Annotated in this window: 25 protein-coding genes; 23 read left to right on the top strand and 2 right to left on the bottom strand. The window is 33.4% G+C overall.

Annotated elements, in window-relative coordinates; genetic code table 11:
• Window positions 1–76: 76 nt before the first annotated feature.
• The 21 genes from O4O04_RS09660 to O4O04_RS09560 all read left to right on the top strand — a co-directional run bounded on the left by O4O04_RS09660 (window position 77) and on the right by O4O04_RS09560 (window position 19,876).
• On the top strand, window positions 77–970 hold the full coding sequence (locus O4O04_RS09660; RefSeq protein ID WP_272535690.1) for a hypothetical protein: 894 nt from the start codon (window positions 77–79) through the stop codon (window positions 968–970).
• Between the two features lie 196 nt (window positions 971–1,166).
• Entirely contained in the window at window positions 1,167–2,132 is a 966-nt protein-coding gene (locus O4O04_RS09655; protein WP_272535688.1) for a hypothetical protein, read from the top strand.
• A gap of 229 nt (window positions 2,133–2,361) precedes the next feature.
• The gene (locus tag O4O04_RS09650; protein ID WP_272535687.1) at window positions 2,362–3,141 is read left to right on the top strand and encodes a DUF2971 domain-containing protein; all 780 of its coding nucleotides are present in this window, start codon (window positions 2,362–2,364) and stop codon (window positions 3,139–3,141) included.
• A gap of 277 nt (window positions 3,142–3,418) precedes the next feature.
• Window positions 3,419–3,811: a type II toxin-antitoxin system RelE/ParE family toxin gene (locus O4O04_RS09645; RefSeq protein WP_272535686.1), complete on the top strand. Its 393-nt coding sequence runs from the start codon at window positions 3,419–3,421 to the stop codon at window positions 3,809–3,811.
• Window positions 3,771–4,100 carry a helix-turn-helix domain-containing protein gene (locus O4O04_RS09640; RefSeq protein ID WP_272535685.1) on the top strand — a complete coding sequence of 110 codons (330 nt, stop codon included), beginning with the start codon at window positions 3,771–3,773 and terminating at the stop codon, window positions 4,098–4,100. Before O4O04_RS09645 ends, O4O04_RS09640 begins: the two co-directional genes overlap by 41 nt.
• 447 nt (window positions 4,101–4,547) lie before the next feature.
• The gene (locus O4O04_RS09635) at window positions 4,548–4,787 is read left to right on the top strand and encodes a type II toxin-antitoxin system Phd/YefM family antitoxin (RefSeq protein WP_272535259.1); all 240 of its coding nucleotides are present in this window, start codon (window positions 4,548–4,550) and stop codon (window positions 4,785–4,787) included.
• Between the two features lie 7 nt (window positions 4,788–4,794).
• Window positions 4,795–5,193: a type II toxin-antitoxin system VapC family toxin gene (locus O4O04_RS09630; protein ID WP_272535258.1), complete on the top strand. Its 399-nt coding sequence runs from the start codon at window positions 4,795–4,797 to the stop codon at window positions 5,191–5,193.
• A 327-nt stretch (window positions 5,194–5,520) separates the two neighbouring features.
• The gene (locus O4O04_RS09625) at window positions 5,521–6,177 is read left to right on the top strand and encodes a hypothetical protein (RefSeq protein ID WP_272535684.1); all 657 of its coding nucleotides are present in this window, start codon (window positions 5,521–5,523) and stop codon (window positions 6,175–6,177) included.
• 290 nt (window positions 6,178–6,467) lie between these two features.
• Window positions 6,468–6,785, top strand: coding sequence for a type II toxin-antitoxin system MqsR family toxin (locus O4O04_RS09620; protein ID WP_272535234.1), 318 nt, complete (start codon window positions 6,468–6,470; stop codon window positions 6,783–6,785).
• Window positions 6,775–7,164 (top strand): hypothetical protein, encoded by a 390-nt coding sequence (locus tag O4O04_RS09615; protein ID WP_272535233.1) that lies wholly within the window; start codon window positions 6,775–6,777, stop codon window positions 7,162–7,164. The genes O4O04_RS09620 and O4O04_RS09615 overlap by 11 nt, the downstream gene beginning before the upstream one ends.
• 524 nt (window positions 7,165–7,688) lie before the next feature.
• Window positions 7,689–8,921, top strand: a complete 1,233-nt coding sequence (locus O4O04_RS09610) for a DUF5677 domain-containing protein (protein ID WP_272535683.1) — start codon at window positions 7,689–7,691, stop codon at window positions 8,919–8,921.
• Between the two features lie 312 nt (window positions 8,922–9,233).
• Window positions 9,234–10,112, top strand: a complete 879-nt coding sequence (locus O4O04_RS09605) for a DNA-methyltransferase (protein ID WP_272535682.1) — start codon at window positions 9,234–9,236, stop codon at window positions 10,110–10,112.
• Between the two features lies 1 nt (window position 10,113).
• A complete protein-coding gene (locus O4O04_RS09600; protein WP_272535680.1) occupies window positions 10,114–10,722 on the top strand; it encodes a BglII/BstYI family type II restriction endonuclease in 609 nt (202 codons plus the stop codon).
• 208 nt (window positions 10,723–10,930) lie between these two features.
• On the top strand, window positions 10,931–11,911 hold the full coding sequence (locus O4O04_RS09595) for an FRG domain-containing protein (RefSeq protein ID WP_272535679.1): 981 nt from the start codon (window positions 10,931–10,933) through the stop codon (window positions 11,909–11,911).
• Window positions 11,912–12,261: 350 nt separating this feature from the next.
• On the top strand, window positions 12,262–13,035 hold the full coding sequence (locus tag O4O04_RS09590; protein ID WP_272535678.1) for a hypothetical protein: 774 nt from the start codon (window positions 12,262–12,264) through the stop codon (window positions 13,033–13,035).
• A 237-nt stretch (window positions 13,036–13,272) separates the two neighbouring features.
• Complete coding sequence (locus tag O4O04_RS09585) at window positions 13,273–13,725, top strand: DUF6678 family protein (RefSeq protein ID WP_272535677.1); 453 nt, start codon at window positions 13,273–13,275, stop codon at window positions 13,723–13,725.
• Between the two features lie 779 nt (window positions 13,726–14,504).
• Complete coding sequence (locus O4O04_RS09580; RefSeq protein WP_272535676.1) at window positions 14,505–15,026, top strand: Imm63 family immunity protein; 522 nt, start codon at window positions 14,505–14,507, stop codon at window positions 15,024–15,026.
• 1,239 nt (window positions 15,027–16,265) lie between these two features.
• Window positions 16,266–16,811, top strand: coding sequence for a hypothetical protein (locus O4O04_RS09575; protein WP_272535674.1), 546 nt, complete (start codon window positions 16,266–16,268; stop codon window positions 16,809–16,811).
• A gap of 492 nt (window positions 16,812–17,303) precedes the next feature.
• Complete coding sequence (locus tag O4O04_RS09570) at window positions 17,304–18,134, top strand: SH3 domain-containing protein (RefSeq protein ID WP_272535673.1); 831 nt, start codon at window positions 17,304–17,306, stop codon at window positions 18,132–18,134.
• 262 nt (window positions 18,135–18,396) lie between these two features.
• A complete protein-coding gene (locus tag O4O04_RS09565) occupies window positions 18,397–18,963 on the top strand; it encodes a hypothetical protein (RefSeq protein ID WP_272535672.1) in 567 nt (188 codons plus the stop codon).
• 196 nt (window positions 18,964–19,159) lie between these two features.
• Window positions 19,160–19,876: a hypothetical protein gene (locus O4O04_RS09560; RefSeq protein WP_272535671.1), complete on the top strand. Its 717-nt coding sequence runs from the start codon at window positions 19,160–19,162 to the stop codon at window positions 19,874–19,876.
• Between the two features lie 185 nt (window positions 19,877–20,061).
• Here the strand turns inward: O4O04_RS09560 and O4O04_RS20420 are convergent, their stop codons facing one another.
• Together O4O04_RS20420 and merTP are read right to left on the bottom strand one after the other, a co-directional pair.
• Window positions 20,062–20,265: a GDCCVxC domain-containing (seleno)protein gene (locus O4O04_RS20420; protein ID WP_081431666.1), complete on the bottom strand. Its 204-nt coding sequence runs from the start codon at window positions 20,263–20,265 to the stop codon at window positions 20,062–20,064.
• Window positions 20,256–20,885 (bottom strand): mercuric transport protein MerTP, encoded by a 630-nt coding sequence (gene merTP / locus O4O04_RS09555; protein WP_012476322.1) that lies wholly within the window; start codon window positions 20,883–20,885, stop codon window positions 20,256–20,258. The genes O4O04_RS20420 and merTP overlap by 10 nt, the downstream gene beginning before the upstream one ends.
• Before the next feature lie 103 nt (window positions 20,886–20,988).
• On the opposite strand from merTP, the gene O4O04_RS09550 reads away from it, so the two are divergent.
• A complete protein-coding gene (locus O4O04_RS09550; RefSeq protein ID WP_012389160.1) occupies window positions 20,989–21,372 on the top strand; it encodes a MerR family transcriptional regulator in 384 nt (127 codons plus the stop codon).
• 257 nt (window positions 21,373–21,629) lie between these two features.
• Window positions 21,630–22,799: an IS91 family transposase gene (locus O4O04_RS09545; protein ID WP_272535668.1), complete on the top strand. Its 1,170-nt coding sequence runs from the start codon at window positions 21,630–21,632 to the stop codon at window positions 22,797–22,799.
• The last annotated feature ends 44 nt before the right edge of the window (window positions 22,800–22,843 follow it).

Genomic DNA, 22,843 nt, shown 5'->3' with positions numbered 1-22,843 from the left:
TACGAGGAACGTCGGCAAGCTCATTCGTTATACGCAATTTTTAAAAAATTCTAAAGAGAGATTTCAGTTACTAATTATGAATAAAGGTGAAAAATGTATCTATTTAACAAATAAATACCTCCCAAAGAAAATTATTGCATATTTTTTATATGATGGCGGAGAAAATTTTCAACCTTATCATAAAGCGTTAATAACCACAAACGAGAGATTGGCTTTGACTATTAATAGTCACCAAGAAGCGATTGATTACTATAATAAAAATCCTGGAAAGATAAATGAAATAATCTTTGTAGACTATTTGTGTTATCTTTATCCATACTCACAAAAAAAAGATATTGATTTTGATGAACGCATAAAATATTATAATGATAGAAGAGAATATTTAATTGATGACTATTTTTTTTACTATGAAATAGGAGAAAAAATTCTTTTAGATACTATTACATTAAATGAAATTAAGTCAGAATATAGAAAGAAATATAGGAATTTATTATGGCTAAAATTTAAACGTTTTACACTGAAGCCATTATTCGGTATTTTTTTCTATGACTTGATGAATCTCTGGAAATGGTATAGAGAGTTTTACGAAGTTGAGGATAAATTAATAAATCTTAAGAGTTCATTAAAGAATGTTGATCAAGAAATGTGGATTCATAGAAAATCAAAAGCTGAGGTTTCTAGAGAATACAAAATTGAAATTGATGAAACAAATGAAAAATTGATTAAAAAAGAAGCGCAAATACTTAGTGCTAATAAAAATTTGCTTTCATTAATAGTAACTATTATAACAGTTTTAATAGCTGCCCTTTCATTTGTTATAAATTCTTGGGTAAATGAAAATCGGCGAATAGATTTAGTTGAAGCAGTTAAAGATGAAAAAAATAAGGTAATGAGGCTAGAAGAAGAAAATTTAAAATTAAAAAAAGAGAATAAAAGCTTATCGGAAAAGTTTATACAATTAAAAAAGTAAAAACAGCGTATAACTCCGCGTGCTCGGAAACGTCCTCGCTCCTTTGTCTTGGTGTAGAGGAGCTTCAGACCCATTCGGGTGTCACTGCGATTGCTTCATCGCTTTGCTCAGGCAATCTCGTGCCAACGCTAACGTCTCTGCGAGACTCAGCTATCCCGAACGGCGAGCACGCTCCTCGTTAGCCGCCATGAATTAAATGCTATTTCAAATATCAAAAGAAAATTTCCATCGAGATTACATTTCGCTTCTACCAGATTTCGAAAGGTATTTTTCTCTAATTAATGATAGTTTGAAATTGCTGGAACCGAAAATATCAAAAAAGCAGAAAAATACTATACTTTCTTCTAAGCTCCAAGCTAATACTGTGAGACTCGATTTGGATCAATTAATTCAGAATCTCTGTGAATTAGATATATCTAGCCATTTCTCAAGTCACTTTATCGAAACATTTATATATGAACCCAAGTTAAACAACTTTAATAACACGGATGTTGACTTTTCATTTTCCGATGGAAATTATAAATTCAACGTTGAAATTAAGTGTCCCCGAATCAGCCACAGACACCAACTTAATCAAAAAAGTGAAATCAAAGTAAAAGCGTTTGAACGATTTGATAAATTCTTCGAAGCGTTAAAAACTTTGCAAAGTATCGATACTTCTTTAAATTTCATAGATGGTAAACGGGAAGATAATTCAATTAAAGATTTTCTTATCAGTGCTAATAATAAATTTCCGATCCAATCATCAGATAACGAAATAAATATTCTAATCATCTGCTGTGATGATGTTCATCACCTTCAGGAAATTTATTCATATTTTGGAGGGAATACTGGTTTTTTCACAGAAAACTCTTACACTGACAAAGATTTATATAAATCAGTTGATTTGGTTTATCTCGTAAACACTCTATATTATCATAATCCCTATAATAAAATACATGGCAAGAAAGCGTTTCACTTTCCAGAATCGTTTGGATTGGGTTTAGTCAATTCGAATCGAAAAATAAAATATTCAGGGATTTCCAAATTCTTTGAATTAGTTCCTAATTACAATGTAGCTCTCCGAGAATTTAAAGAACGCGGAGATGCGTCCGATCCTATTCACGACGAAGTCTTCATTATTAAATTTGTAAAAAATGTGGAAGAGCTTAATATTTATTAAAAATAATTCACAGCGGCTAACTCCGCGTTGCTGGAAACGTCTTCGCTCCTTTGGTTTGAGTGAAGAGGAGCTTCAGACCCATTCGGGTGTCACTACGATTGCTCCATCGCTTCGCTCAGGCAATCTCGTGCCAACGCTAACGTCTCCTTTGGAGACTCAGCTATCCCGAACGGCAGTAACGCTCCTCGTTAGTCACAATAGCAGTAATCTTTTACAAAAATGAGTTAAAATGTATAAATATTTTCCTTTTTCACATAATGCTCTAGATAGTCTTAAAAATAATTATCTATATTTTAATGATCCGAGTCAATTTAACGATCCTTTCGATTGTCAAGTTAATATTTATTTTAAGTATCCAGATACAAAATATCCAAAACTAAATGCTGATGAGATTAACAATTTTGGATTAAATCGCTCAATAATAAAAAAAGGGATTGAAGCTGATAAGACTCAGCAAAGTAAATTTAATTTGAATCATCGAATTTGTTGTTTTTCTTACATTAATACTAATTTACTAATGTGGAGTCATTATGCAGAAAGTCATTTTGGATATTGTTTAGAATTTGAAGTCGAGAAAGCAGAAGATAATGTTTATAAGTTAGAAATAGAACCAAATCAATTACTTTTAAATAATAGCGACTACAATAATAATATTTTTATAAAAAAGGTTACATATAGTAATCGTAAATCTAATTATTTTAACGGGCTATCATCAGAGTATAATAAATTAGCCGATATCTTTATGAAAAAAAGTAAAGATTGGAAATATGAGGAGGAATTTCGATCAATTTATCAAAAGAGCTCCTTTGCTTGCGATGAGCGAAAAATATATTACAAAAAGAATAAATTGAGAGCTATCTATTTTGGTATTAATATGATTGATTGCAATAAAAGTAAAATAATTCAAATATTTAAAGAAAATACTATTGAGAAATTACCGATATTTTATTCTGCATATAGATCTGAAGAAAGCTATAAAATTATATTTCTTGAAGAAAATATTAAGTAACAGTGCTACTGTGACTAACTCCGCGTTACTGGAAACGTCTTCGCTCCTTTGCCCTTTAAGAAAAGGAGCTTCAGACCCATTCGGGTGTCACTACGATTGCTCTGCTCTCTTCGTTCACCGCAATCTCGTGCCAACGCCAACGTCTCCTTTGGAGACTCGGCTATCCCGAACGGCAGTAACGCTCCTCGTTATTCGAAAGCCTCAGAAAATGATTTCTAATATAAATTTAAGTGAATATTCACTTGACTGAATAATTATCTCAATTAGAATTGCAATTGTGTGGGAAATCGAGTCTACTGCTGAGTTTGATTTATGGCTTCTAAAGCTAGAATCCCACATTCAAGAAGATATTTTAGCTCATTTTTATATTTTGCGAGAAAAGGGTCCTCAACTTGGAAGACCATTTGCAGACTCAATTCAAGGTTCAAAGATTAAGAATTTAAAAGAGTTAAGAATTCAAGTTAAACAGAAAGTAATTCGTATTTTTTTTGTTTTTACTGAAAACAGAATTGGATTACTTCTCGCTGGTGGAGATAAACGAGGAAATGATAAACTATTTTATAATCAAATGATCCCGATTGTTGAAAAAATTTATCGCAAATGGCTGAATGATAATAAGGAGAATTTTGATGAAAATAAAAGTAAAAAGAAATCCGATAGAAAATCTTGAAAAGTTACTTTCCCCAGAAAGCATTACGAGGGCAAAAAATAAAGCTGAAAAAATGCTTTTCCAAATAAATCTCGCAGATTTAAGAAAACAAGTAGGTTTGAGACAAGAAGATATTACCAATTTTTCACAGTCTGGGTTATCAAAACTTGAATCAAGAAAGGATATGAAAATTTCAACTTTGATTGATTATTTAGATAGTCTTGGAATGGATTTAGAAATTAAAGCAAAGGTAAGAAGAAAAAAAGATGGAAAATCAAAGAAGGAATACATTCTTCTTAAAGCATCTTGACAATTAATTCAAGAGACTTAGCAAAATAAAAGAGGCCTTCGAATAACTCCGCGTGCTCGGAAACGTCTTCGCTCCTTTGCCTTGGGTGAAGAGGAGCTTCAGACCCATTCGGGTGTCACTGCGATTGCTTCTTCGCTTTGCTCAGGCAATCTCGTGCCAACGCTAACGTCTCCTACGGAGACTCAGCTACCCCGAACGGCGAGCACGCTCCTCGTTAGCCGCCATGATTGAAAGACAATAATCTATGACGAACTTGAATACATTTATTATTTTAATATATTTCTACAATGTTTATGTTTGTGATTTATACAGTTATTAATATCTACATTCTTAAGTTATTGCAGGTTCGCCATAGGAATACATATGTTTCGTTATTTTAGTAAATTTGATTTAAATGATAGCAAAATTTTACTTGACAAGTAGTCAAATACAAAGGATTGTGAAATCATGAAGGCTTTTCCAATTGGTGAATTAAAGAGTAATTTTTCTAGTATACTTGAATTAGTTAAGAATGGGGAAGAGGTAAAAATACTATTCGGTAAAAATAAAAAGCCAGTAGCTAAGATTGTGCCTTTGAAAGAGATTAAAGGAGGAAAAAGAGCAATAGGCATTCTTAAAGGAAAGTCGAAAGTCGCTTTCTCAAATAACTTCAAGATGACTGAAGAAGAATTATTGAATTTAAATTGAATTTAAATTGAATTATTTAATTGATACTCATTGTATTCTTTGGAGCATTTCAAATCCTGAAAAGCTTAGTAAGAATGTTCAAAGAATTTTAGAAAATCCAAACAATGGTATATTTGTAACAAGTCTTTCTTTATGGGAAATTGCCCTAAAAATTCGGCTGAAAAAATTGACAATTTCAGGATTCAAATCAGAAGAAATTCCAAAACTTTTAAATCAAATGAGCATTGAAATAATAGATTTATCCAGCGAAGAAGCAATAAATTTTTCAATGTTTGATTTAATTGGACATAAAGACCCATTTGATTTATTTTTAGTTTACCTTGCGATTAAAAGAAATTTTATTTTGATTTCTAAAGATGCAATTATTTCTAAATTAAAGATTAAAGGACTTAGAACGACCTGGTAAATTATAAATCACAGCGGCTAACTTTCGCTTGCCGCATCGCCGGACTACCGGCTCGGTCTTCGACAAATTCCTCTTCGTCACGCTTCTTGCAGGGCAAGAAGACGCGCCGACGCTAACGCCTCCTTTGGAGGCTCAGCTACGAGGAACGTCGGCAAGCTCATTCGTTAATCGCAATCATCAAAAAAATATAAAAAAAAATATTTTAATAATAAGCGAATTCAACCCATAAGTGCAACAAAATGACTGGTTGAATCTAGTATACATTAAAAAAATATAATTTGAGTGAAATGTAAATAATGATATGTTTATCGTATGGAGAAAAGATTTATGATAACAGCGTTCTTTAGACTATTGATTATAATATTTGAAAAAATAATTAAAAGTTGGAAGGTTAAATCTGTCTCATTAGAATTCCAAGAATATTTATACTTAACATTAAAGAATAAAATTAACAGTATAGAAGAAAAAGATATAAAGGATATTTATGCGCTCTCTTTTTATATTAATGATGAAGATGACGATCCAAGATTTCCTAATCTAATTTTAGGGTTTAACACAATAAAAAATATGAAAATTGAAATAAAAAATGCATCAAGTAAATCCGAGGCTAAATGGAATTATGCATATTGGTTACAAAATGAATTAGCCGCTATTTGTTCGGAAGATGATATAAAAGGTCGTAATTTATGGATAAATTTGTTAAAAATAAAAAGACTTCATGTATCTAATTATGAAATTGAAGTTGACTATAGTGAAATAATTGAAAATAAATTAGATCTTATAAAAAAACATTTCGTAAATTTAGCGATAGAATGTTCTAAAAGGATACACGAAGAAGGGATAATAAGGAATAAATTCAATTCTGATATACCAATTATTGTTCATGAACTTGAATATTATGATGAAATAGCTGACCAAACTAAACTAGCAAATCCTCCAAAAATTGCTGATGAATTTGTTAAATATGTGAATGATAATACTTAAGCATTTGATAACTGCGATTAACTCCGCGTTACTGGAAACGTCTTCGCTCCTTTGACCTGAGTGAAGAGGAGCTTCAGACCCATTCGGGTGTCACTACGATTGCTTATTCGCTTACGCTCAGGCAATCTCGTGCCAACGCCAACGTCTCCTTTGGAGACTCGGCTATCCCGAACGGCAGCAACGCTCCTCGTTATACGGCATACCCAAAATCTCTACACAAGAGAATTGACTTTTACATCCGATCGATCTAAATGGTTGACAATGTACACTATTTAAATATAGTGTAATAAGTGGAGAAAAAACGTGCTCATTATTCTTTGAAGGTAATTAAAGATCTTATACGAAGTGGTAGTGTATTTATTACAAAGAAAGCACAATTAACAGCCCTTGAAAGTTTCGGTTTTGATTATGAAGGAATAGTCAGTAATGTTCTAGAGTTAAGTCACGAAAATTTTTATAAATCAATGACGTCACATCAAAATGTAAAGCTTTGGCATGATGTTTACAAAATGAGAATTCAAGAAAAGCATATATATATTAAATTACAAATTTTAGAAGAGGATGCTCTTATTATTTCTTTTAAAGAGGATAGCAACTATGAAAGATAAAGTATGGAAAGATTGCCCATCGTGCGGATCTCAAGGATCAATGAAGAAAAAGTTAAATTTGAAGACTAATTTTATAGTAAAAGATTATGGAAAAGAAATGGTCAATGGTCTGGAAGGTTACGAGTGTAATAAATGTGGAGATGCAATATTTTCCAAGAGAAGTCAATCAAAGATTAATGCGACAATTGCAGAATTGAAAGCAAAGGTGGACTCGGATAAAGTTGTCGCATCACAATTAGCAAGCGTTGATGAAATGGCGAAGAAATATAAAATTACAAGACAAGCGATTCACAAAATGATGAACAATGGAAAGATCAGATATGTTTTTGTTGGTGATATACGCCTACCATTAAAAGATCAGAATATTCAAGTGAAATAGCTTTAGAAATTTAAAAATGGGTACGCCGTATAACTTTCGCTTGCCGCAGCGCCGGAATACCGGCTTGGTCTTCGACACATAGATCCTAGTCACGATTCTTGCAAGAGCAAGAATGCGTGCCAACGGTAACGCCTCCTTTGGAGGCTCACCTAGGATCTACGTCGGCAAGCTCATTCGTTATGTGCCATAAGTGAAATTGAATTTATATGAAAAACAAAAAAATAATTCTTAAAGGTCACATCCAAGAAAGGAAAATATTTACACCAGAGTTTGTTAAAAAATTCCCGATCAAAGAAATTAACTATATTGACGATTTACTTCCAGAAATTATCTGGCTTGGACTCCCTATCTTGGAGTTTGGGTTAGAGAAGGGTTCCGAATTGAGCCTTAAATTCCTATCTCTTTGCTACACTAGTATTCATGATTCGGAGCGATTCCCTTTTCATTTTATCTCAAGTTTTAATAAACTGGAATCATCGACTGTCAAATTATTGCAAAACAATTTAAATAATTCAGAAATGAAATTGGATTTCGTAAAATCGATTCAACAATTTATAGCTTTTTACCCAGAAAATAATCCTTTTAAAGTTATTTTTGGTGATATTGATCATCAAATCGAAAAGGATAAATCCACATTAAAAAAACTTATTCAATTAACCTTTAATCGAAGATCAGATTTCTCAACAGTCATTCAATCTATAATTTGCATTTCAGATTATGAAAATGGATTATCCCATTTTCCAGATAATAATTCGGTTCCTAATTTTAGGTTAATTATCGAAAATCCAGAATCTTACGAATCCCAACAATTACATGGTAGAATTAGAAATCATGTTAATTCTTCATACATGAATATTCAAGATGAATTGGGAAGCTCTTGGTCTGAATATTTTTGGAGAAACGGAATTTCAATAGAAAAAATTCAGATTCCTATCGATATAATTGACACAGATCCAAATATTAATCATCCTATAATTGTATTTGCTAATAATTTTAGAAACCACACACATTCAATAGTAAATGACATATGGACTAGCCTACCTATAGACACATATGATTCTTCTGAATATGAAGTAGTTGGATCCTTAATTAACCGTCAAAGCAATATCGCAATAAAAATGTCAAAAAATCCAGACATTTGGGATGTCCATATTGCACCTATATTATTGAGATCGATGATCGATTGTCACATAACGCTCGCTTGGATATTGAAATCTCCCAAACTCAGATCAAAGCTATATATTTCATACGGACTTGGACAACTAAAACTTCAGATTGAACATATTAAAAACCAAATCACGGATGAAATGGATAATGAAGAAAAGGAGGCCATGCATGATCTTATCGAAAATTTACAAAATTGGATTAATTCACAACACTACATTTTTTTACAGGATGTAAATATTGGGAATTGGTCTGGAATTAGCACTCGCAAAATGGCGGAGGAGGCGGAAATATTAAATACTTATAACGCCTTATACATACCGTTTTCTTCAGCGACTCATAGCATGTGGAATCATACGGGGAGAATTGACTCGGTTCCCTACAATAGTCCTTTCCATAAATATATACGCTCTCCAATTTTTATTAAATCGACTTTTGAGTTTGACCAAATGTATAATGCGACAAAGTATCTTTCAAAATCTTTAAACACCGTGATTGATCATTATAGCCTTAAAATAAATATTGATCTTCCAGATACATGGTTCGAAAATAACATTCAAATATTAATTAATGGGCTTAATGACAATCCGTAGCAACACTTACGGCACATAACTCCGCGTTGCTGGAAACGTCCTCGCTCCTTCGATCTGAAGGAAGAGGAGCTTCAGACCCATTCGGGTGTCACTGCGATTGCTTCTTCGCTTTCGCTCAAGCAATCTCGTGCCAACGCCAACGTCTCTTTTGGAGACTCAGCTATCCCGAACGGCAGCAACGCTCCCCGTTATTCGAAATGAGCTAAGCCTTATATCTAAATTAGATAATATTTTACATCACATTATTTCTTCCTTTTTCCTTCGATAAGTTTTAGCTTGAAAATAATCTTATGTCTCAAATTATGTTGAGTAATGGGAAGATCTGCGCAACTTAAACTAATCCACCCGACATCAACATTTGATTGGGAACTTCTTTTTAATGAAATTCCAAAACCATATTTTGAATCAGATTTAGGAACTCTTTTTGATCAGGATTGTATGAAAATTCTTCCAAAGATCAAGGAGAATTCTATTGATACTATATTTGCGGACCCACCTTTTAATATTGGAAAAATATATAGAAAGAACACTGATGATAAAAGACCTGAGCATGAATACATTGAATGGTCAAAGCAATGGATAAGAGAGTGTGTTCGAATAATAAAACCGGGTGGGGCATTTTTCCTTTATAATTTACCTAAATGGAATATACTCTTAGGTTCTTATCTTAATGAACTTGGAATGGATTTTAGACATTGGATTGCAATAGAGTTAAACATGTTACTTCCAATTCAAGGGAGACTATATCCAAGCCATTATAGTCTACTTTATTATACTAAAGGTAAACCAAAAACATTTAGAAAAATTAGGACACCAATTGAATTATGCAGGCATTGCCATCGTGAAATTAAAGATTACGGAGGTCATAGAAAAGCTATGAATCCTCTTGGAGTAAATCTTAAAGATGTTTGGACAGATGTTCCACCTGTCAGACACAGGAAATTTAAATCTGAAAATAGAAAAGCCAACGCACTTTCAACTAAAATTACTGATAGAATAATAGAAATGAGCACTTTGCCTGGCGATATAGTTTTAGATCCATTTGGTGGAAGTGGAACTACGTTTATCTCCTGTGAAAATAAACACCGTCACTGGATTGGTATTGAAATTGACTATGCAGATGATATAAAAGATCGGTTCGAGTCTGATGATGTCCATGCACATAAAAATACAGACCATGTAGAAGGATAGATTGAAAGTAGTTCATATAGAAACTCTAATTGAAAAAGGAAATTATTCAAAATCTATAGACTGGAAAATTATACGAGATGGAATAATTGAAGAAGTTAAGGAAGTTGACTGGCCACCAGGTAGCGGAAAATTTACTATTTATCCAGAAAGTGGTAAGAAGCGCGGTGAAGGAAATGGAGTAAAGCCCATAAAAGACACTTTTGTTAAAAGATTGGTCGTTAAAGGCTGGGAGGCAGAAAAACCCCTTGATATTGCTTCCCGAAAAAAACCAGGCAACCTAGATTTAATATTAGAAACTGATAATAGAAAAATTGCAATTGAATGGGAAACTGGAAATATATCTTCAACTCATCGAGCATTGAATAAAATGGCGCTTGGATTAATAAAAGGTATTTTAGATGCTGGGGTTCTTGTTTTGCCATCTAGGAATTTATATAAATTCTTAACGGATAGAATCGGAAATTTTGACGAGATTGAACCATATATTGATTTGTGGAAGACTTTAAATTTAGAATCGGGCATCTTACTAATAATCGTTATCGAGCATGATGAGGAAAGTAAAGAGGTAATAAAAATACCTAAAGGTACTGATGGCAGGGCTATTAATTGATAGTAGCTCACTTCGAATAACTCCGCTCAATCGGAAACCCCCTGCGCCCTTTGTTTTCAATGAAGAGGGCTTGGGGCAATTGTCGTGTCACTTCGATTGCTTTTTCGCTTTGTTCAAGCAATCTCGTGCCAACGCTAACGTCTCCTTCGGAGACTCAGCTATCGACAACTGCGATTGAGCTCCTCGTTATGCGTAATGCCGGAAAATTATGAAATTTTATAAATACAAATTATTAACATTAAGAGATTTATCAGACCTAACAGTCGCGATAGCAACATCAAAAAGCTCATATATTTTCAGAGGAGTCCCGAAAGAAGTGTACGGTATACAATCTTCTATTGAGAGAGCGTACGACGAAAGCGAATTATCAACCAGAGGGTATTCAATTGAAGAATCAATTATTCAATCCAAAATATATAAAATCATTCATAATTTTGGAGATGAATGGAACTGTGATCAGAATAGTTTATTAGAGCTTTGGTCAAATATTCAACATTATGGTGGGAGATCAAGATTGGTAGACTTTACTTATTCATTTTCTGTAGCTTTGTATTTTGCTTTTTGTGATTTAATAAAAGATTTTAACCCAACAATTTTTTGTTTAAATCGGGATTTTTTAGACCAATCTTTAAAAACTCAGCTGATAAATATTGAAAGAAATATTCAGGATTTTAAAAAATGGACAGACCCAATAAATCCAGATAGTCGCGAAAAATATAAAACTGAGAATTTAGTTGATGATCAAAAATTAAATATTGCCCTGAATACACTACTGAAATACAGTTTAAAGACATTTTTTGGAAGTAAAATGCCCAAGATACCAAGACTCGTTGTAAGGGTAGACCCGCCTAGAAGAAATAAAAGAATAACAATGCAAAATGGTTGCTTCTTGTTACCTATAAATTCTTATACAAATACTAAAAATAATATAATTGGGCTTTCAACACTCGATGAAAAAATAACTGACTATGAAATAGTCGAAGAAAAACCTAGTCTAGAAAGTTTCACAAATAGAATAGGCTCACATGCAAATATTATCGTAAACTTAAAACAAATTAATGTACAAGATGTAACTTTTTACTTAGAGCAATTGAATCTATCGGGATTAAATCTTTTTCCCGATTATCAAGGATGGTTAAGAGAATCTACAAAATTCGGCTTTATTCCGTCCCACCTTATAAAACCATAGGCACTACGCATAACACCGCGTGCTCGGAGACGTCTTCGCTCCTTTGTCCTTAATGTAGAGGAGCTTCAGACCCATTCGAGTGTCACTGCGATTGCTCTGTTCACTTCGTTCACTGCAATCTCGTGCCAGCGCTAACATCTCCTTCGGAGATTCAGCTATCCCGAACGGCGAGCACGCTCCTCGTTATTCGTCATTTAAATTTTTAAAGATTAAGATGAATAGAAATTCGTTTTCATTTATAAAATTATCTATAAAGAATTATTTTTAATATTTCAAGTTTTAGAGAGTAAAAACCATTTATAATGTATTAAAATGCTTTTCAAAAAATATCCTTTAATTAAAATGCGTATATGACTAAATATATTTACTTTTTTCTTTTTTTTCTATTATTTTCATGTAAACCCAATGACAATACTGAAAATGAAGATATAACTAACATTCTTTTACTCCAGCAATTAGCAAATGGTGCAAGTGCTAGTTCAAACTCAGCATCAACCGATCGTACATTTACGTCATTGACACTTGGAACACAAGTAACTAGTACTACAAAGCGAGGTTCACCAGCTTATTTTAGATTTTCAACTGGTACTGGATCTACTTACTATTTTGGTGGTTTTGGAAAATCAAACTCCGGTGTAATAAATATTAAATTATTTAATTCGCCAACCGTATTGGACGCTTCTACTCAAATATCTTCTATTTCTTCCTCATCAAGTTTTTCCGACGGAACGGCATCGAGTATTTCTTTAGATGCAAACAAAGAATATGCTTTTGAAGTTTCAACTGAAAATTTTTCTGATATTAGCTTTCAGTTTGTAGTATTAAAGGATCATGTCTCAGGAAAGGGAAGCTGCAAATTTTCTATTAACACCCAATGTATTGATTTCCCAACTGGAAGTACGATTTCCTCATGTCCGCTTGGTTATACTGACTATAATGCTTCCTCTTGTGCCGCACGATTTGCTGCTAAAACGATAGTCGGGAAGTGCACCTGGTTGTTTGCTGAGGGCGCAAATACTGCATACACTCAAACTTATTACGATGACAGTACGTATTCCACTACTGGTGCTGCTCAAACTAATTGCTTAAGCGCTGCAAAAGCTAAATTCTTCACTTCCAATTAAACTTCGTCGTGTCCATTAACGACGAATAACTCCGCGTGCTCGGAAACGTCCTCGCTCCTTTACCCTTAAAGTAGAGGAGCTTCAGACCCATTCGGGTGTCACTGCGATTGCTTCTTCGCATACGCTCAGGCAATCTCGTGCCAACGCTAACGTCTCTTCGAGACTCAGCTATCCCGAACGGCGAGCACGCTCCTCGTTATTCGCCAGCACATAAATTAAAATTAGTAAATGAATCTAATGGATAATTATTGGTTAAAAAAACAAAAAGAATTCGATATCAGCGAGCATGAAGATAGGATTGATAAATTAATTTCAAAAATATTTAATCATTCATTCATGTCAAATTCTAAATGGAAAAAGCTTTTCACTGCTTTAGATAATGAAGATATAGTATTGAATCAAATTAATTTGAAACTAGTAGATAGAGATATTCCGTTTTTATCATACATGCCCAAATCGGAAGATTTAGAAGAATTCTGGATTTCCGAGGGAACTAATAGTTATAATTATTTCTATAAAGAAATAGAATGGTTGGAATTAACTTGGGTCGGAAAAATAGAAGGTTATAAGTCTATTCCTTTTAAACATTATCATCAAGACATTGAAAAAGCAATTGAATTAGTAAAAACTATTGGAAGTTTTAGATATGAATTGCTTTCTACAGGATTACGAATTTATGGATATGAATGAATTTATTAGAATTTAGGATTGAAAATATGATTATTGGAATACGATTTTTCATATTTACCATCGAGTGAATATAGATTTTTTCTTTTTTCAATTAAATCATATAAAAAATTAAAGGCGATTCTTCAAAAACCATCAATTTAATATTTTGACCTCCATAAAACACTGTGAAACAATGGTTTCAAGAAAGTTCTTTGAAGAAAATCGACTTTTTGCAGGATCGTCAATAATAGATCATAGAAAAAAATGTTAAATTGTATTAATAGAAATATTTTTTTAGGGAAATTCAGTGCCAGCGAATAACTCCGCGTGCTCGGAGACGTCTTCGCTCCTTTGTCTTGAGTGAAGAGGAGCTTCAGACCCATTCGGGTGTCACTGCGATTGCTTATACTCAGCTTCGCTTCGTAGCAATCGCGTGCCAACGCTAACGTCCAGCACCATTCTTAACGTTCGCATAGCTCACTGAATGGTGCTGGACTCAGCTATCCCGAACGGCGAGCACGCTCCTCGTTATACGGCATGCCGAAAAGCTCACTTTAAGAAAGGTTTTCGCTTTATAAAAAATATTTTTAAAAAAATATATTATTACCTTAAGAAATGTTTTAATTAGATCGAATCGAGATAATGTCTAATGTGAATTTTGCCAATGATTTTGATGTTTTAGATTAGTTACATTTGTAGAATTTTGTCCCAAAATTAAATAGATAGATGTTTTTTATTTTGAAGAAAAAAACTGAAAAGAAAAGTAAAACATTAGCAATTTTAATTTGAATAACAAGACTTTGAAATATTCAATCCAGAAAATAAAGAAAATAGTAACTAAGTTATCGAATAGAATAAACGCATCAAAGAATCTATTACCTACTTTTGGATATTCTAAGGATTTTGCACATCCACATATTGAGGTTGATGTAAATGGATTCATGCATTTCGTAGTTGTAGAACGCGGTCATGAAATTAGAAGAAAAACTACAAAAGATTTAGATGAATTACTTTATTGGATTTTTGAAGACATAACCTATGCAATGTCTACTAATTTTGAGCTAGAAAATCGAGGAGAAAACAAAGATGGTCGTCGAAAAATTTTTGAAAGACAAGAGTATTTGCTTGCAAAGCTCAATTATAGATGGAAAGAAATAATAAGAGAAAAGAATCAAAATGAAGTAGAAAAATTTCCTTTTGATGATTTAGCATTGCTTAGAGCTTTATATTGTAGGCAATTACGAGCTGAGGGAAAATCTGAATTAGATATAAATAAATTAGCTTATAAAAAATATCCTACAGGAAATAATAATGACTTTTAAATTTTATAATAAATGGAAATATAACTTATAATTCCATTTAGCTATCGAAATATTTTTGGGATTTGACTAACTAAATATTTTCTAAATGAAAAAAATCAATATCAGGAAGGTTAAATTCGGCACGTCCGTATAACTCCGCGTTGCTGGAAACGTCTTCGCTCCTTTATCATTAAGGTAAGGGAGCTTCAGACCCATTCGGGTGTCACTGCGATTGCTTCTTCGCTTTGCTCAGGCAATCTCGTGCCACCGCTAACGTCCAGCACCATTCTTATCGCTCGAGGTCTCGCTGAATGGTGCTGGACTCAGCTATCCCGAACGGCAGCAACGCTCCTCTTTAGCCATCATCGCCTGTAAGAGCGGACATCCTGTCCGCTATTTTATTCATAAAGAATTAATAAATAACCAGACATTATAAAAACTCATGAAATCTAATAATAATGTGATAGCCGATTCCAATTAATTCGGTTCGAGATAATTTGTTTAAATTGTCAATTTTAGATTTTTAAGGATGAAAGAATATAACTACGTGTTTAATTTTTATAATTTACACTATTTAAAATAATCGATGAATAAATCCATTCATTTCGAAGGTATAAAAAGGATTAGAAAGTTTAATACTCTCTATAAATTCCTGAGTGTTATTCTAATATTTTTAACGAATTTTTAAAAATAGTGAAATTAAAATATCTAAAAACAAATCAATGCGTTTAAGTTCGATACAATTAAATTTAAAAAGTATTAAACATCATCAAGATTCTTGATTTCATATAATCTTGAAAATGTATTTGAACGAGATTTAAGAAATAATGTTTAATACACTTTTTATTGATTTCCGTGCCCTACCCTGTTTTGTTGAAATGTTTTATGTATGTTCGAAATCTAAGAACGTCAATTAACACTTTTTCAAATGAAAGACTCGGATACGAAAGCTGATTTTGATTTACAAATTTAATTTAAAATTGAATTAAGAATCGCATTTAGGAAGATATAAAAGGTTGCAGCGTAATTTGTCGGCGTCCATGCCTCAATGAAGGCGACGGACGGCTAACACCAACTATCCGCTGCGCCTGAAATACAGGCTTGGTCTTCGACACATAAATCCTAGTCACGATTCTTGCAAGGCAAGAATTCGTGCCAACGCTAACGTCTCTTCGAGACTCAGCTAGTATTTACGTCGGATAGTCAGACCGTTAAGCGAAATTGATAAATAAATACAAAAAATTAAGAAAAGGAATCAACATGCTCTATTTTAAAGGGATCACTATATTTTTATTACTGCTATTTCTTTTATTGCTCTTACCATTTTTTGCGATCCTATTTGTGCTTTATCCGGATTTGATTGGTTTTGAAATTCCCGGTTATTTATTAAGCTTCTTCGTTTCGATTGTTTTTTTGATCTATATAGAAATTAATATACAACTATTAAAATATATTAAAAACAAAATTATGTTAATAATATCTCTATCTATTCTAATTTTAATTTTGATAATGCATTTATCTTTTTTAAATCTTAGCCCTGAATATTTAATGTATATTTTTGAAGAAAGCATACTATTTAAAAACCTTATTTATTATTCATTGCTCTATTTGCAATTAATTGCTATTTTTATAATATCGTATGGTGTTAATGTTATAAAAATGAAGAATGAGAAAAAGAAAGTTAACATATTTGATGTTCTCATTGATGCTTTTTTGATTTATTTCTACATACCATTCGGAGTATTTCTAATTCATGATAAATTGAATAAATTATTTTATAAAGAAGAAAGAAGTATAAATAATTAGTTATGATATATCAAATTTATCAATTATATCATTCATAGAATAATAAAAAAAGAGAAGTTTAACAAACGGAAAATAATGTCTTGAGTATTTAATATAAAATTAGTCAATATTTACACGATAGCTTTTCTAGTTAGTTTATAATCATAATTGAAGGAATTTTTGGACTAGATAGTTTAGTGATATTTATTAAATTTAAATGCTTCCAATAAATAATACTTGCATTAAATAAATCATCTGTTTAGATTGATTTATCTTAATGCTGCTGAAATTGATTTTCAGTATAATGGATGATTTGTAACAGAATATCCAACTTCGCTTAACTCCGAATTGCCACTTCGCCGGACTACCGGCTCGGTCTTCGACACATTGGCCTTAGTCACGATTCTTGCTAGGCAAGAATACGTGCCAACGGTAACGTGTCCTTCGGACACTCACCTACGACCAACGTCGGCAATTCTCCTCGTTATACGCAATGCAAAAATTGGAAAAAAAATGAAAAAGAATACGCTCATAATTTGCTTTATGATATTACTTTGCAAAGATAAAATACAAACCAGTGATGAGAAAAAGACTTTTGATTTTTCACGCTCAAACAACTACATTAGTTCATCAGATTTCAAAAGGGTAAAAGTAGAAACATATTTAAATCTTAGGAAAGAGCCTTCTATAAAAAGTAAAGCAATTACTCAGCTTTTTAATGGAACAGTTGTTTATATGTTTAAAGATAATGAGGTAAATGATAAAATTAATGGAATTCAAGGAAACTGGAACAAAGTTAGAAAAGGAAAATTCGAAGGTTGGGTATTTGGCCAATACTTGCATGACTTGCCAAAAAATATTTCAGATGAAGGATTAATAGCTTCTTCTTTTAGAAGTACCGAAGCTAGTCACGTTGCAGATACTACCGAATATATACTAAAATTAGAAAATGAAGAAGAATGTCTTTATTCTGAAAGTGTCGACTATTTTTATTCATTCGATAAAGAAGAGTTTAGAGGAACTTGTCTCTTTTTTGACAATGAAATTACTTTTAAGTCCTACAAACTTCATGGAGAATATAAAGAGAAAGAATTTGAAAACCAAATTAAACCGGTCGAAATAGTTGATAAAGAATTTGAGTTAAATATTAAATTAATTTTTTATCAAGAGTATGATGGATATTTGTCCACAGAAATTATAGATTTAATGAAAAAGAATAAAATTGTAAAAGAAAACCTTACTTCTAGTTATGAGACGAAATATGATATTATAATTGTTTTTCCAGATGATAGAGACACGAATGGTATATATCATAGAACATTGAAGGTTAATCCCTTCAGGTAAAAATTGCACTGCGTATAACAGCGCCTTAACGCTTCGCTTCGGGTCTTCGCCCTCGCTCGGTCTGCGACACATTCCTCTCCGTCACGATTCTTGCTACGCAAGAATACGTGCCGAAGCTAACGCCTACTCCGTAGGCTCAGCTCCGAGGAACGTCGTTAAGGCTATTTCGTTATTCGCCATTTCGTCAATGAACAAATTCATCTTATTATTATCATTACTCTCACAATTTTCGTGCATTACAGGAATTTCCCGTTGGAAAGTAATGGAACGCAAGGATCCAGAACAGTATCTCAGCGTTCATTGTGAATATTTTTCAAAGGGAGAATTTGAGCCTTATCCAGTATGGAAAGAAAAATGGGGCATGTACGTAATGCTAGGCTCTTTGCTCGCTGATGTAGGAATCTTGTATGGACTTGCTGTGGCAAATGGCTGGTATGCCTTTGGCTATTTTTCTATCGGATATCCCCTTGCCGCCGCGGAAAGGTTCCCCTTAAATCCTCAAGGTTTTGGCTCTTGGTGCGGAAAACCAGATGCACCTCTCACACCACCTGCCGATTACTATTACGCTACTTCCATCCCAAAAGAAGATACTTGTGAACCTTGGGATGATTCCTCCTTACGAAAAATTCTCCGCCAAGCTTTAATCGATCCCGATATTTACTCCATCCACGATGACGAGATTCAACGAATTATAACAAATCAAGAAATATCGCTCCATATCGAATTTCTTCCCAGCAATAAACGCTGCCTTCATACCTTGTATGTGAAGGGTGGTCACGATTCCCTTCGAGAAATTTTCAAAGCCAAGAAAAGACTCAACGGCGACTAACTCCGCGTTGCTGGAAGCGTCCTCGCTCCTTTGTTCTTAAAGTAGAGGAGCTTCAGACCCATTCGGGTGTCACTGCGATTGCTTCTTCGCGTTGCTCAGGCAATCTCGTGCCAACGCCAACGTCTCCTTTGGAGACTCGGCTATCCCGAACGGCAGCAACGCTCCCCGTTATATGCCACTTTAGGATGACACAACAATGAAAGTAAACTTCGACATAAAAGACAATCACGCTATTGAAATTGCAGGACGTCATATCGACCTACATAACAATTTCGACTTCGTTGGTTTTGACTACAATGTTGCTGACAGAGAAATTAAACTTCATTGGAAAAAAGCAAGTGGTGAATGGGTTGACAAAAAAGAATTTTCAAGTTTGGTTTTGACACATAAAGGTGTGACCTTTTTGAAAGTTATTGAACAAGATGAAAAAAGCGTTTATGAAGACGATTGTTGTTTAGGAGAAATTACCTTTTTTCCATCGACAGCAAGAGAAGTTAATGACAGCATTAGTCCTCAACCAAAACCAAATGACGGAGACGACATTCTTTACTTTTTTGAAAACGGACAACTAATACGAATACATTGTGAACAAATAGAACTCGGAATAAAAATGCCTACCGAAATTTCCGACAACAACTTTGCTTATAACAACTTGACAGAAGAAGAAGCATTTTGGGTTATGTGGTATTTCTTAGACGGACATTATGAGTTGGCAGGTGGAGAATTTGACCTATCAGACATTTTGAGTGCTTCACAACCTTTTGAATTTGATGACAACGGACACTTCGATGGACAAGTTAAAGGTAATAGACGAGTTGCACCAGCGGACAGCGGAATGGTTTGGCATTGGAATGAAGCAGTAAAAAAATATAGAGAACACGGACGACCAAAACCAACACCATTAAAGAAATGAGAAAAGCGGCATATAACAGCACCTACCCGCAAGCAGGGGTTTCGTGCTTCGTAGGACAGCGAAGAGGTAAATTTGAAGTTCGGTTTTTCGTAGGAAGTTCAGTGGTTAAAATCCCTGCCTGCGGGTAGCTGCGGAACGTTATGCGACATTTTCAAAGTCAAATTTTAAATTAATTATTTAAGGAATTAACAACATCCTTCAATTTGTTTCGGAGGACATTTCACTGTTCCAAAAGAACAAAATACACAGCAATCGCCATTCTTAGGCTTCATGTAATACAAACAACTATCACATGTATAAAAATGTTGGCATGCATTTATAGGCATCTCTTCTTTCTTTCTAAACCCGCACTCTGGACAAGTTATAGTTGATAATGTAATTATTTCCATTTTCGTTCACCTTTTATATTTATTACTTTATATCCAACTTTATTCTGTATAATATCCTTAAATTCTTGAATACCGACTTTTCTTTTATCATATACTATTTGTGTAACTCCCTTCTTATAATCCGAAGTTACTTTTAAAACTCCAGTTAATTCCACTAAAGCAGTATTCACACTATATTCGCAACCAACGCATGTCATACCTGATATCACAAATTCGGCAACTACCAAGTGTTCACTTTCTAATTTTCCTTTTACTTCATTTACTGATTTCAAAATTGAACTATAATTTGGAAATAGAAATAAAAACAAACTGAGAATCGTGACAAAAGTTAAGTATATTTTACTGTAAAAAAAACGATTGAAGATACTTCTTTCGCAATCACAATCCAAATCAGATTTTTTGGATTTAGTAATAAGATTATACCATAGTAAACTAAATATTACCATAGATAGTATTATCAAAAATGATCGATAAGGTTCTAACCATGAGAAAGTCGAAGCAATTCCAGAGAATCCTCCAATTACTCCAACAATAGGAGAAACACAGCATAATGAAGAAGATATCGCTAATAAAAAACCAGCACTCACTTGAATCCTAAAATCGTTAAATATCTTGTACATGGCAATTCTCCCGAATATATTTTCCTTGCTATATATATGTGACAACATTATAGTTTACTAGAAGGCTTACATTTTTTTATTATTCTCAAAAAAAGGTAATTTTATGCATATCGGAGAGTTTTCAAGAATTTGCAAAATATCAAAGGAATCCATTCGATACTATGAAAAAGAAGGACTTTTGAAAGGGTCTAGAAAGGAGAATAATTATCGAGTTTACTCTAAAAAAGATATACGCGTAGTCGAATTGATCAATTCTCTTAAAAATTCTGGATTTACACTTTTTGAAATTAGAAGTTTTTTAAATTTATATGACTCGGATTCCAAATGCAAAGAAGTTCAAATTAAACTAGAAAACAAATTACTTATCATAAAAGACAGAATTTCTGAACTTATTTCTATTCAGGAAAAGCTTAATAAATCTATCCTAGAATGTGAAGACAATCCCAATAAAAAATTCTGCAATATTGTCTCAAGTTCCCATTTATAGCAAATTGAATTAAATTTACATTATTTAATTTTAAAATAATATGTTAGAATCTTGAAAACGTCGCATAACATCGGCTAAACACTGCGCTTCGGGTCTACGCCCTTGCTTGGCCTGCGGCACATTCCTCTCCGTCACGATTCTTGCTACGCAAGAATACGTGCCGACGCTAACGCCTACTCCGTAGGCTCAGCTCCGAGGAACGTCGTTTAGCCTCGTTCGTTATGTGCAATTGCCCAATGATGCAAGTCTAATATAAAATGAACGATTTCCAAAAGTTAGTGTATAGGAATTTTTCAAAAATTGAAAACACTAATCTCCCAGAGCACGTGAAGAAAGTAGTAGATCAGATAACATTTTGCAGAACGAATGCAGTTCCAGGAATAGTCTTCAGTTGTCCAAAGCATAGACTTTCCATATTCATGCGAGAATCGTGCAACAATCGTTCTTGTCCAGCGTGTCAATATCAGAACCGGGAAGAGTGGAAGTCTAAAACAAAGCAACTCGTCTTAGATACGGGACACTATCATATGGTGTTCAAACTACCAAGTTTCTGTTATCCATACATACTTAAATATTATAAGGAATTCATCGAGATATTATTTTCCTCTTCCAAGAAAACAATAGAAAAGATATTAAACTATTCGAACTATTCACACTCAACGCAAGGGATCATTAGTGTATTACATACTCACGGAGAAGAAAATCAACTTCATCCGCATATCCACATGATAATGAGTGATGTTGGTATATCAGAGAATGGAGAAAGACTAGTTCACTACCATAATGAATTATTCGAGCTACAGAATTATGATTCCATCTATTTGACAATCCTAAAGAAAGCTTTAATCGAGCTACATAAAAGGAATCCAGACATTGGAGATCTATTCCTAAGGCAAGTTGTAAAAATGAAGGAACAGAGAATATTCATATCTGACAAATACGAAACAGCTGAACATATCATTGAATATTTAGGAAGTAAAATCAAGGGAAGCTCTGTTTCATTAAGTTCAATCGATTCTATTGAAGATGGTATAGTTCGCTTTAAAGGCAAGACCTCTCTCACTGAGATGAATGAAGGAGAGTTTCTACGTCGATACTTACTTCATATATTACCACAAGGAACGAAGTCAGTTCGATATTTTGGACTTTACGGTTCTGCCAGTCGTCGTAAATTACAAACTGCTAGAATACTACTTTGTGAAGAGAAATTCTACTCAGATGATTATTATGACAGTTCTAACTACGAAGAACGAAGAGAACCAGATACGCTCATTCAGCCTCACAAGACTTGTCCATTGTGCCAATCCAAAATGCTGATTACAGAAACAGTTGCAGCATATTGCGTCCCAAGGATTGTGTATCTGAGTTATGGGAAGGATCCACCACCTTCGGAATATGAAGATCAGTTCCGTAAGCTCATTGCTTGACACAGAAAAGAAGTATCAAACTCCATAGAGAGAAGAGCCGACTT

It is taken from the genome of Leptospira sp. GIMC2001 (genome assembly GCF_028462125.1).
GTDB lineage: Bacteria > Spirochaetota > Leptospiria > Leptospirales > Leptospiraceae.
Note: the sequence above shows the minus strand (reverse complement) of the source record. Positions and strands in the feature narration are given on the sequence as shown.